Here is a 12523-nt window from a genome sequence, read left to right as displayed (position 1 = left end):
AAAGTGAACAAAACAATATTGATTATTTTATGGGCATAATGATATGGAGGAATATTATACTAAAATCAATAAATCTTACGAATCCAAATTCTGACAAATGAAGCACGAAGAACTGACACATAAAATAATTGGCTGTGCGATGAAGGTGCATAGTACCTTGGGTAATGGTTTTCAGGAAGTGATTTACCAGCGGGCATTGGCCATAGAATTTGAAAAACAGGGATTGGGATTTCAGCGTGAAATGGAAATGACCATTTATTATGAAGGCATTGACATTGGCACCCGCAGGGTTGATTTTTTTGTAGAAGATGTGATAATGGTAGAGCTGAAGGCATTGATAAAATTAGAAGAAGTGCACCTGACACAGGCTATGAATTATTGCCAAGCATACAACCTGCCCATTGGTTTGCTCATCAATTTTGGGGCAAAGAGCCTTGAGTTTAAAAGAGTATATAATATCAACCACCCCGAAAACAAAACATACAAGAATCAAATCCCAAAATTAACAAATCCAACAAATCCTAATTCAGACAATTAATGAATGGCCAAATAGAAGCATGAGTGAAATAGTAATATACCAAACCCCCGATAATCAAACACAGATAGATGTGCAGTTTGAAGGGGAAACCTTTTGGTTAACTCAGGAAGATATTTCCCAACTATTTGAACGTGACAGAACAGTTATATCCAAGCATTTACGCAATATTTTTAAGGAAGGTGAATTGGAAGAAATAGTGGTAAGTGCAAATTTTGCACACACCACTCAACACGGAGCTATTAAAGGGAAAACACAGGAAAAGCAGGTAAAGTATTACAATCTCGATGCCATTCTTTCGGTAGGATATAGAGTTAATTCCAAAAGGGGGACCCAATTCCGTCAATGGGCATCCCAACGGCTCAAAGATTATCTGGTGCAGGGCTATACTATAAACGAAAAACGCCTTGCCGAAAAAAAACAACATGTAGAATATCTCAAAACCGGCATCCGGATTTTAAGTCGAGCCATTACTCAACAAGCCAACACAGAAGACAGCCAACTTCTGCAAATCTTCGCCAACGGATTGTCGTTGCTGGACGATTACGACCACGAAAAGTTAGACGCTTCAGGCAGAACCAATCGCCAAACTGTTTATCCCGATGTGCAAGACTACTTAAAGGTGATTGCAAAAATGAAGTCAGCCTATACTTCGGATGTATTTGCCAAACCGAAGGATAAGGGATTTGAAAGTTCAGTAAAACAAATTGCACAAGCTTTTGGCGACAAAGATTTGTACCATAGCATCGAAGAAAAAGCCGCTGCGCTGTTATACCTCATTGTAAAAAATCATTCTTTTGTTGACGGCAACAAACGTATAGCAGCGGCTTGCTTTCTCCATTTTCTGGAGCAGAACGGTTTGCTTTATTTAGAGAACAATACGCCAATCATCAGCAACGAAGCACTGGCAGCCATCACCCTATTTGTAGCCACCAGCAAGCCGGAAGAAATGGAAATAGTGAAGCAGCTTGTTATTAGTATTTTAAACCGATCAAAGTGAAAAGCGAATAGTAAAAAGTCATGGAGAGTCCCTTAAAAAATAAGAGTTATTCGTTTGCTATTCGAATAGTCAAACTTTCAAAGTATTTACAAGCAGAAAGAAATGAATTTGTTTTAAGTAAACAAGCACTGAGAAGCGGAACGCTATGTTGGTATCAACCGGTAAAAATTCAAAAGAATTAAAATAATGACGCAACCTATCACTTATCACTATTCACTTATCACTTATGTTTGAATACTCAGAAGATAATTTAATAGAACAAACAGCGATTGATTTATTTTTTCATCAATTGGGGTGGGATACACTATTGGCCTATAACAAAGAAAGCTTTGGCGAAGGAAGCAGTTTGGGAAGACTGAACAAAAAAGAAGTGGTGCTCAAAAAGACATTTTTGGAGAAAATTAAAGAATTCAATCCAGACCTACCACAAAAAGCGTATGAAGAAGCCTACAATAAAATTATAGAAGAAAGCATTACCAAGTCATTAGATGAAATCAATTACGAAAAATACCAATTGCTTCGCAATGGCATTCCCGTTGATTTCATCAACGAGAAAGGCGAGCAGGTTAAAAACAAAACACTCAAGGTTTTTGATTTCGACCATGCAGATAACAATAACTTTTTAGCCGTTCGCCAGTTGTGGTTGCAGGGTAAAAGCAATCGGGAACGCAGGCCGGATATAATAGGTTTTGTAAATGGTATTCCGCTTTTATTTATAGAGCTTAAAGCAGCACATCGAAAATTAGAAAACGCCTACAACGATAATTTCACCGATTACAAAGCCGTAATTCCTAAACTGTTTTATTACAATGCTTTTGTTTTGTTGAGCAATGGCATTGAAAGTCGCATTGGCAGCGTTACAGGCAAATATCAGCATTTCCACGAATGGAAACGCATAGCGGAGGAAGATGAAGGCATTGTTGCCCTGGATAGAATTATTGTGGGTGTTTGCGAGAAAAAACGCTTTCTGGATTTATTTGAGAACTTCATATTGTTTGATAATTCCTTGGGCAAAGTGGTAAAAATCATTGCCCGCAATCATCAGTTTATTGGTGTTAACAAAGCCATTGAAAATATCAAACAAAAAGAAGAACTTTTTAAAAATGGCAAAATCAGCTTAGAAGAAAAACAAAAACTCGGCGTGTTTTGGCACACACAGGGAAGTGGAAAATCCTACTCAATGGTTTTCTTCTGTCAAAAGATTCACCACAAATTCATAGGTAGTTATACTTTCTTAATCGTTACCGACCGAAACGAATTAGACAGACAAATTTATGGCACATTCAGCGGAATTGGTGCAGTGCCACAAGTCAAAGCAGGCTCTAATGATTCAATACAAGCCAACAGTGGAAAACATTTGAGGGAATTACTCAGTTCGGAACATCGCTATTTGTTTACACTTATTCATAAATTCAACTTTGAAGAAGAAATTACCAGGCGTGATAACATCATTGTAATTTCAGATGAAGCGCACCGAACACAAGGTGGAAATTTGGCAATGAACTTGCGAAATTCTTTGCCCAATGCTTCATTTATAGGTTTTACCGGAACTCCCCTTTTCAAAGACGATGAAATCACCAAGCGAATTTTTGGCGACTATGTTTCCCGATATGATTTCAAACGAAGTGTAGATGATGGAGCAACTGTCCCACTTTATTATGAAAACAGAGGAGGACCTTTGAAATTAGAAAATCCTGTAATCAACGACCAGATACGAGCAATAATTGATTCAGAAAGTGAAGATTTATACGGTGACCAAAGAAGCAAACTTGAACAGCTTTTTGCGAGAGATTATCATATTCATATTGCTAATAAAAGATTGAATGATATAGCCAAAGATACCGTTTGGCATTTCTGCAACCGTGGTTACAAAGGCAAGGGAATGTTCATCGCATTGGATAAGCTCACGGCGGTAAGAATGTATGATTTAATTACGCATCATTGGCAACTGAACGTTGAGCACTTAGAAAAAGATTTGGTAAAAGGAAAATATGGGGATCAGGAATTATTGGAAAAGAGCCGTGAACTGCAATGGATAAAGGAAACGGAAATATGTGTGGTGGTAAGTTCGGAACAAAACGAAATACAAAAGTTTCAGAAATGGGATTTAGACATTGAGCCACACCGTGAGAAAATGAATAAGGAAAACCTTGAGGCAAGGTTTAAAGAGGAAAATGACCCATTTCGTTTTGTGATCGTTTGTGCCATGTGGATCACAGGTTTTGACGTCCCTACCCTTTCTACTTTGTATCTGGACAAGCCTCTAAAATCTCATACGCTTATGCAAGCCATTGCAAGGGCCAACCGCATCAGCGAAGGCAAAAACAACGGGTTGATAGTGGACTATATTGAAACTTACACAGCTCTGTTAGACGCTTTGGCAATTTATGGTTCAGGTGGTGAAGATGGCGAAGGTGGTGGTGGCGAAAAACCAGAGCCACCAGTTAAGCCGAAAGAAGAAATCATCAAGCAATTAGAAGAAGCATTAGAAGCGACTGAAACATTTTTAAAGGACGAAGTAAATTTTGATTTGCAGGAACTCATCAATGCGGATGGTTTGCACAAATTGGCTGCAATGGAAAAAGCAGTTAATGCTGTCTATACCAATGACGAAACTAAACGAAAATTTCAAGTTCTTGCAAGAGAGGTTTTTAAGAAATATAAAGCATTACAACCTCACAAAGTATTAAACCAGTATGCACCAAGAAAAAACGCAATTGATGTGGTCTACACTGCCATTGAGGACAATATTGAAAGTGCAGATGTTGCAGAAATTATGCGAAAAATTCAAAACGTGGTGGATGAATCCATAGAAAATATGGTTGCAGAATCAGGCCACAATGAAAGTAAAATCATTGACCTAAGCGGCTTAGACTTTGATTTGTTGGAGCAATACTTTCTGAAAACTAAAAATAAAAATGCAGCCGTTCAATCACTCAAAGACAAAATTGAAAAGCAACTGAAACAAATGGTAGAAAGAAATCCATTGACAGTTGACTATTACAAACGATATCAGGAAATTATAGAAGAATACAACAGAGGTAAAGACGAAGTAGTCATCAAAGAAACTTTTAGAAAACTAATTGAGCTTGTAAACTCCTACTCAGAAGAGGAAGCCGACACCAAACGAGAGGGCCTGACAGACGAGCAGAAAGCAATTTTCGACATTCTAAGGCATGGTAAAAAATTGGAAGAGAAAGAGAAAAATGAAATCAAAAAAATCTCTGTTGAACTGCTTGAAGAATTGAAAAAAGAGAAATTGAAAGTGGCGCAATGGTCTGACAAATCAGTAACAGCAGCAGCGGTTTTCAACACAGTAAGCAAAACACTATTTGAGACTTTGCCTTACCCTACTTATCAAACTGACGACATTGACTTAAAGACAAATTTAGTTTACGAACATTTAAAACACCAGTATTTCGGTGGAGGAGTGAGTATTTACGGACAATACTAACCCACGCTTGTAGATTCCGGCGGAATCTGAATCAAACCATGTAAAATGCTGTGTTAGCTAGCCGCATTAAAAATACTTTCATCATATGGCATGGCAGTTTTAACCTGCGACGAGCAAAGGGGGAATGAAAAATGGAACATGGTTTTTGCCATCGCCAAGCTTAGTATTAATCAACCACCGATTCACCATTCAAATCGGTGGTCAGCACCTCACTCATGTAGTCATAGAATGGTCTTACATTTTTAAAAGTCTGATTAAGGGTTTTTAAAAAATTCTTATCCAGCACTTCGGCATCTGTAAAATTTCGTTGGAAGTAAAATTGTTTGTGCTTCAATAATTCTATGGACGGGTGGTCTTTTGAAAAACCCTTGGGACAGGAAGCCAATGTTTCACCCTGGATTTGACCAAAGGTATTGAGCAGTGATTTATTTTTAAGTAGTTTCTCCCAATCTTTATAATTGAGTTCAACATCCTTTCGGATACGAAGTAGGTCAGCAGGGTTTGGCCCGTAGAAACCTCCACAGGCCATGGACTTGCCAGGCTCTATGTGAAGGTAATATCCGCCTCGCAATTTTTTTGTTGCCCGATCGATTCCGCCACCCATGTAAGTTTTGTATGGCGTCTTGTCTTTTGAGAAGCGTGTATCCCGATAGATTCTCATTAAGACATCCTTCGCATTGGGATTTTCAATTTGGTCGTGTTTGTTCATTTCTATTAATAAAGCATCGACGAAAGTGGTCAAATTTTCAAGTGAGGCGAGGTATTTGTCTTTGTTGTCATTAAACCAATCGCGGTTATTGTTTTTGGCCAATGACTTGAGAAATTGAAGGGTGGACTTTTCGATCACTGCGGGCATGATGCACAAATTTGTTCAAAGGTAAGGAAAATGGCTCTTTCTTGGGGATCTGAAAGCTGTAGTACGACTGCCATTCCGGCGGGATCTGAAATGAACCATGTAAAATATGGTGCTGGCAGGCCGCATTAAAAATGCTTGGAGCGTATTGCATCGCGGTTGCAAACCGCGACGAGCAGAGGAGTAGGATCTGAAACAACCATGTGAAAAATGGTGCTAGCAGGCCGCATTAAAAATGCTTGGAGCGTATTGCATCGCGGTTGCAAACCGCGACGAGCAGAGGAGACGAGCAGAGGAGTGGGATCTGAAACGAACCATGTGAAATATGGTGCTAGCAGGCCGCATTAAAAATGCTTGGAGCGTATTGCATCGCGGTTGCAAACCGCGACGAGCAGAGATTTAAACGAAATCATTAATATTCAAGAAATAGATGGTCAAGCAAAAGCTTATCAGGTTAAACAAATTAGAGAAGTAATCATTAATAATAAATTAGAAATTCAAGAAGATGATGAATCATAGATATGAAATAATAATTTACTGGAGTGAGCCAGATCAAACTTTCATAGCTGAAGTTCCAGAACTGGCAGGCTGCAAATCTGATGGCAAAACATATCAAGAAGCAATTTCTAATGTCCAAGTCATAATTGAGGAATGGATAGAAACAGCTATATCAATGGGAAGAACCATTCCTATTCCAAAGGGTAAACTTATGTATGCCTAATAAATGAAATAGGACGAGATAATAAAAGTCACCGACTCTACACCGCCAGGCATCTAAAGACTGCCATTCAGGTGGGATCTAAAAAGAACCATGTAAAATATGATGCTAGCAGGCCGCATTAAAAATGCTTGGAGCGTATTGCATCGCGGTTGCAAACCGCGACGAGCAGATGAGTAGGATCTGAAACGAACCATGTGAAATTTTGTGCTAGCAGGCCGCATTAAAAATGCTTGGAGCGTATTGCATCGCGGTTGCAAACCGCGACGAGCAGAGGAGTAAATCTGAAATGAACCATGTGAAATATGGTGTTAGCGGGCCGCATTAAAAATGCTTGGAGCTTATTGCATCGCGGTTGCAAACCGCGACGAGCAGAGGAGTAGGATCTGAAACGAACCATGTGAAATATGGTGTTAGCGGGCCGCATTAAAAATGCTTGGAGCGTATTGCATTGCGGTTGCAAACCGCGACGAGCAGAGGAGTGAAATCTGGAACGAACCATTTAAAGTATGTTGTTAACAGGCCGCATTAAAAATGCTTGGAGCTTATTGCATCGCGGTTGCAAACCGCGACGAACAGAGGAGTAGGATCTGAAATGAACCATGTAAAATATGGTGCTAGCAGGCCGCATTAAAAATGCTTGGAGCGTATTGCATCGCGGTTGCAAACCGCGACGAGCAGAGGAGTGGGATGTGAAACTAACCATGTAAAATATGATGCTAGCAGGCCGCATTAAAAATGCTTGGAGCGTATTGCATCGCGGTTGCAAACCGCGACGAGCAGAGGAGTAGGATCTGAAATGAACCATGTAAAATATGGTGCTAGCAGGCCGCATTAAAAATGCTTGGAGCGTATTGCATCGCGGTTGCAAACCGCGACGAGCAGAGGAGTAGGATCTGAAACGAACCATGTGAAATTTTGTGCTAGCAGGCCGCATTAAAAATGCTTGGAGCGTATTGCATCGCGGTTGCAAACCGCGACGAGAAGAGGAGTAGGATCTGAAATGAACCATGTAAAATATGGTGCTGGCAGGCCGCATTAAAAATGCTTGGAGCGTATGGCATCGCGGTTGCAAACCGCGACGAGCAGAGGGCCATAAGAATGTTCATTTACAAATAAAGGAATTCTTTCATATTTTAAATAAATGTCCAGTTTTTTAACTAATAAACTGGACAAATCAGCTAGATTGCCATTATAATGTTCATTTACAGATAAAGGAATTCTTTCATGTTATTATAAAATGTCAAGTTTTTTACACCATAAACTTGACATTTAAATAAACTAAACTACCTTTGTGGTATGAAACGAAACCTTAAAGTGGTTCCATTCGACCTAAAAAAAGATCCATACAAATGAAAGTGGCATCGCAAATACTTAAAACCATTATAAAACTCCCCGAAGACAAAACCTTTGGGTATGCCGATTTACCTATTGGTAAAAACGAATATCAGTCTGCCGCCAAAGCCTTGGAAAGAATGCAAGCCAAGGGGATAATCAAAAAAATGTCGAAGGGTATTTTTTACAAACCCATTAAAACAGAATTTGGCGATTTGTTGCCTGGTGATAGCGAAATGTTAAAACACTATTTATTTAAAAATGGTAAACGTATAGCCTATATCACAGGTGAATCACTTTACAACCAAATGAATCTTACAACTCAAATGGCATTTAGAATCAAAATAGCCAGTAACAAAAGAATAAATATTCACAAAGGAGCTATTAAAGCAAGATCTGTAAAAAGTTATGCCGAAGTAACGGAAGCCAATTATCAGGTACTAGGATTTTTAGATGCCATTAAAGATATTAAAAGAATACCTGATTGCACTGTTGCTAACGCAGTTAAAATTTTAATCAAGAAAATAGAATCATTTGATGATAAATCAGTAGGTGACTTAATAAAATATGCCCTTTTGTATCCGCCTAGGGTAAGGGCAATGTTGGGTGCTATGTTGCAAAATATAGATGATGGAATTATTACAGAAAAATTAAAAGAAAGCCTAAACCCCATGACAACGTTTGAAATAGGCTTGAAAGAAAACGATCTACCAACCATTAAAAACTGGTACATCGTATGAAATTGCATCACAACAAAGAACTTTTTGTAAACTACCTAAGGGTAACGGGACAGCAAATGAAAATCCCTGCCATTTATGTAGAAAAAGACTATTGGCTTACTTTTGCTTTGTTTACCATTTTCAACAATAAAATTGGCAAAGACATAGTATTTAAAGGTGGCACAGCACTGGCCAAGTGCTACAATATGATAGAACGCTTTTCAGAAGATATTGACTTGGTAGTATTGAGACGTGAAGGAGAAACAGACAACAAGTTAAAATCTAAATTGAAAGAAGTAAGCATGATTGTAGAAACCTTATTACCCGAAGTAACGATTGAAGGAATTACTCATAAAATGGGAATGATCCGTAAAACGGCACACTCATACAACAAAGAATTCAAAGATGATTACGGACAAGTAAGAGATGTGATAATTTTGGAATCAACCTGGTTGGGAAACTACGAACCATACACCACCAAAAGCATCGTTTCTTTTGTTGGTCAGATGATGTTGGACAATAAGCAGTCTGATATTGCTAAAGAATACGGACTCGTTCCTTTTGATTTGCTGGCATTAGAACCTATAAGAACCATTTGCGAAAAAATAATGAGCCTGGTTCGTTTTTCATATGGCGAAAACCCAATAGAAGATTTAAAGAAAAAGATAAGACATACTTATGATCTGAATCAACTACTAAAACAAAAAAGGTTTTCTGATTTCTTGGATTCAAGTGCGTTTGAAGAAATGCTAATAAAAGTAGCAAATGATGATGTAATTAGTTATAAAAATAATAATACATGGTTAATCCACCATCCCTCCGAAGCGTTGATTTTTAAAAACTTGGATAATGTTTGGAATGAGTTGAAATCAATTTACAGCACTGACTTTAAAAACTTGGTATTCGGAGAATTACCAAATCAAGTAGCCATTTTGGAAACCTTAAAAAAGATTCAAGAAAGATTAAGGACAATATCTTGGACAATAGAAATTGAAAGCAAGAAATAAAATTTACAGAGGCTAGTTTAGAAAAGACATTTTCCGAATTGGTGGGTCAAGAAGGCTTTCCCCTCCATTTGACCATTACGATTACGCGTATGCCGGTAACAATTAAAATCAGCATTTTATGAACAGCGAAATATTCATATACTAAAACCCAGACGGCAAAATCAAAATAGATGTTCGATTAGAGGAAGAAACCGTTTGGCTTTCGCAAGACCAAATGGCAACCTTGTTTGGCAAAGCCAAGTCAACCATCTACGAGCATATCAAAAACATTTATGAGGAGCAAGAGCTAGAAGAAGCATCCACAATGAAGAAATTCGGAATTTCCGAATTTCAGCAAAAAGCCCTGTTTAACTACAATCTGGATGTTATCATTTCCGTTGATTACCGGGGTATCCTGTAAAACAACGGGAGGCAACCATAAATTAACCTCCCCTTTTTTTATGTAACCACCAAAGGACTCTATATCAACCTCTGCACCATGACAAGCACATTTTCAAGCTTTCTTTAAAGTTAAAAATTTTATGGTTTGCAAAAGAGCTTGCAATTTTCCCCATCCTCAGCTTCGGTCAGCAGCAAAACGTTCTGTAAAAACGTGATACACTCCACAACCACTGACCGACAGGCCCCAATACGACCTTAACCCGGCAGTCAATTTAGCTGGAAGTTCCAACAAGCCGACCCAGAAGGATTTTATAATTGTCCTGCCTCCCCTCTAAAAAAGGCTTCCAATAGAAAAAAAATAAATCAATTATATTTGTATGTACAAACAAATATGTTGTATATTTGCAGCCGTAATGAAAAAGAATCCTTCCAAATACTGTGGATGCCTGTATTATTCGGTCAATGCTTTGTCGAGATTAATGACAAAAATTGCGGACGAAGAATTTGCCGTTACGGGTCTTTCCTCTTCTTATGCTTTTCTTTTGATGACGGTTAATAACAAGCCGGGTATACAGCCAAAGGAAATTAGTGAGCAGATGCAGCTTACTGCTTCTACCATTACGCGACTGATTGAAAAGATGGAGCAGAAAAAATTATTGGTACGCAAATCAACAGGAAGATCTACTGAAGTCTTCCCAACTGATAAAAGCATGGCATTGAATAATCATATTAAGGAAGCCTGGAAAAATTTATACAACAGATACTCTGAAATTCTTGGAGAAGCTGAGGCAAAGAAACTTACAGCAGACATCTATGGAGCTGTAAATAAATTGGAGTAATATTTTTTACTCCCTATCATTCAGAATCACAAACCAAATAAAAAAAACTAAAAAAATGAAAAAAATCGGAGTCATAGGATCAGGAGCTGTTGCCCAAACATTGGGAGCAGGATTCTTAAAACATGGATATCAAGTGATGCTTGGTACCAGAGACAAATCAAAACTTGACGATTGGCAAAAAAAGAATGGAGCTGATGCGCTAGTGGGTTCATTTGTTGATGCAGCAAAGTTTGGTGAAATTATTGTTCTTGCAGTAAAAGGAAGTGTAGCAAAAAATGCTCTTGATTTAATGGGGCATGAGAACTTAAACCACAAAACTATTATAGATGCCTCCAATCCTATTGCGGATGCTCCACCTACTCATGGGGTATTGAAATTCTTCACCAATCTTGACAAATCATTAATGGAAGAACTGCAGGAAACTGTACCTACTGCAAATTTTGTAAAAGCATTTAACAGCGTTGGAAGCGCATCTATGGTTAATCCTTCTTATGAAAGCAAACCTACTATGTTTATTTGCGGAAACAATGAAAATGCAAAAAAGGAAGTATCCCATATCCTTGACACCTTCGGTTGGGAAGCTTCCGATTTCGGAATGGTAGAATCTGCAAGAGCCATCGAACCATTGTGCATGCTTTGGTGCATCATAGGCTTTACCAACAACCAATGGACGCATGCTTTCAAATTATTAAAAAGGTAAACCATTCAAATAATTAATAATAAATAAAAATCTAAAACTATGTATGTAATTACAGGAGCTACCGGTAATACCGGAAAACCAATTGCGCTTTCATTGTTGAAAGCAGGAAAAAAAGTAAGAATCATCAGCAGAAATGCTGAAAAGGCAAAAGAACTAACTGATCAAGGTGCTGAACTCTTTATGGGCGACACCTCTGATGCTGAACTATTAAAAAAGGCTTTTAATGGAGCCACGGCTGTATATGCCATGATTCCACTTGCCTGGCAAGCAGAAAACTACACAGATCATCAGATCGTACATGCCAAGGCGATTGCAGAAGCGCTGGAATTTTGTAAAGTAAAATATGTGGTTTCACTAAGCAGTGTAGGAGCACATCTTGAAAGCAACTCAGGTGTAGTTCTTGGTTTAAATAAAATGGAAAAAATGTTCAATGAAATAGAAGGTTTAAATACGCTTCACTTGCGTCCAACCTATTTCATGGCAAATACATTGGGAATGGTTTCACTGGTTAAACAAGCCGGCATATTGGGTTCGCCCTTAAAAGCAGATCTTTCGTTTCCTGTCATCGCGTTTAATGACATTGCCAATTATGCAGCAAAAAGATTGCTTGCCTTAGACTTTCAAGGTCACAACGTACAATATTTGCTGGGTGCGAGAGATGTTACTTATCCCGAAATGGCCAGGGTTTATGGCGTAGCGATCGGTAAAAACGAGCTAAGCTATGTTGAATTCCCTTACGCAGATTTTAAAAATTCCATGATGACAATGATGGGAACTTCTGAAAGTGTGGCTGACAATTTGAATGAGTTCATTAAAGCGATGAATGATGGACATGTGCTGGCGGAAGCGAAAAGAGATGCAGAAAGCACAACGCCTACCACTATTGAAGAGTTTGCATATACGTTCAGTTATGTTTATAACATGTAATTAAAAAGATGATGGCTACTCAATGTACATTGGGTAGCCATTTTTAATTCTATTT

At 38.4% G+C, this 12523-nt stretch carries 11 protein-coding genes and 1 pseudogene; 11 read left to right on the top strand and 1 reads right to left on the bottom strand.

What is annotated here, in order from left to right:
- Positions 1–97: 97 nt before the first annotated feature.
- The 3 genes from IPJ53_08270 (at position 98) to IPJ53_08260 (ending at position 4989) form a co-directional block, all read left to right on the top strand.
- Positions 98–538 carry a GxxExxY protein gene (locus tag IPJ53_08270; protein MBK7799093.1) on the top strand — a complete coding sequence of 147 codons (441 nt, stop codon included), beginning with the start codon at positions 98–100 and terminating at the stop codon, positions 536–538.
- A gap of 19 nt (positions 539–557) precedes the next feature.
- Positions 558–1535, top strand: a complete 978-nt coding sequence (locus IPJ53_08265) for a virulence protein RhuM/Fic/DOC family protein (GenBank protein ID MBK7799092.1) — start codon at positions 558–560, stop codon at positions 1533–1535.
- A 226-nt stretch (positions 1536–1761) separates the two neighbouring features.
- Complete coding sequence (locus tag IPJ53_08260) at positions 1762–4989, top strand: type I restriction endonuclease subunit R (protein ID MBK7799091.1); 3228 nt, start codon at positions 1762–1764, stop codon at positions 4987–4989.
- Between the two features lie 166 nt (positions 4990–5155).
- Here IPJ53_08260 and IPJ53_08255 read toward each other — a convergent pair whose 3' ends face one another.
- Entirely contained in the window at positions 5156–5845 is a 690-nt protein-coding gene (locus tag IPJ53_08255; GenBank protein MBK7799090.1) for a DUF2461 domain-containing protein, read from the bottom strand.
- Between the two features lie 351 nt (positions 5846–6196).
- Between IPJ53_08255 and IPJ53_08250 the strand changes: the two genes are divergently transcribed.
- The 8 genes and pseudogenes from IPJ53_08250 to IPJ53_08215 all read left to right on the top strand — a co-directional run bounded on the left by IPJ53_08250 (position 6197) and on the right by IPJ53_08215 (position 12468).
- Positions 6197–6361 carry a hypothetical protein gene (locus IPJ53_08250; protein MBK7799089.1) on the top strand — a complete coding sequence of 55 codons (165 nt, stop codon included), beginning with the start codon at positions 6197–6199 and terminating at the stop codon, positions 6359–6361.
- On the top strand, positions 6351–6563 hold the full coding sequence (locus tag IPJ53_08245) for a type II toxin-antitoxin system HicB family antitoxin (protein ID MBK7799088.1): 213 nt from the start codon (positions 6351–6353) through the stop codon (positions 6561–6563). The genes IPJ53_08250 and IPJ53_08245 overlap by 11 nt, the downstream gene beginning before the upstream one ends.
- Positions 6564–7912: 1349 nt before the next feature.
- Positions 7913–8635, top strand: coding sequence for a hypothetical protein (locus tag IPJ53_08240; protein ID MBK7799087.1), 723 nt, complete (start codon positions 7913–7915; stop codon positions 8633–8635).
- The gene (locus IPJ53_08235; GenBank protein ID MBK7799086.1) at positions 8632–9621 is read left to right on the top strand and encodes a nucleotidyl transferase AbiEii/AbiGii toxin family protein; all 990 of its coding nucleotides are present in this window, start codon (positions 8632–8634) and stop codon (positions 9619–9621) included. Before IPJ53_08240 ends, IPJ53_08235 begins: the two co-directional genes overlap by 4 nt.
- Before the next feature lie 118 nt (positions 9622–9739).
- A pseudogene (locus IPJ53_08230) lies at positions 9740–10021 on the top strand (cell filamentation protein Fic).
- A gap of 358 nt (positions 10022–10379) precedes the next feature.
- Entirely contained in the window at positions 10380–10841 is a 462-nt protein-coding gene (locus tag IPJ53_08225; protein MBK7799085.1) for a MarR family transcriptional regulator, read from the top strand.
- Positions 10842–10896: 55 nt separating this feature from the next.
- Positions 10897–11541: an NAD(P)-binding domain-containing protein gene (locus IPJ53_08220; GenBank protein MBK7799084.1), complete on the top strand. Its 645-nt coding sequence runs from the start codon at positions 10897–10899 to the stop codon at positions 11539–11541.
- A gap of 39 nt (positions 11542–11580) precedes the next feature.
- Positions 11581–12468, top strand: a complete 888-nt coding sequence (locus IPJ53_08215; protein ID MBK7799083.1) for an NmrA family NAD(P)-binding protein — start codon at positions 11581–11583, stop codon at positions 12466–12468.
- Positions 12469–12523: the final 55 nt, after the last annotated feature.

The organism is Candidatus Vicinibacter affinis, assembly GCA_016714365.1.
Taxonomy (GTDB): Bacteria; Bacteroidota; Bacteroidia; order Chitinophagales; family Saprospiraceae; genus Vicinibacter; species Vicinibacter affinis.
Note: the sequence above shows the minus strand (reverse complement) of the source record. Positions and strands in the feature narration are given on the sequence as shown.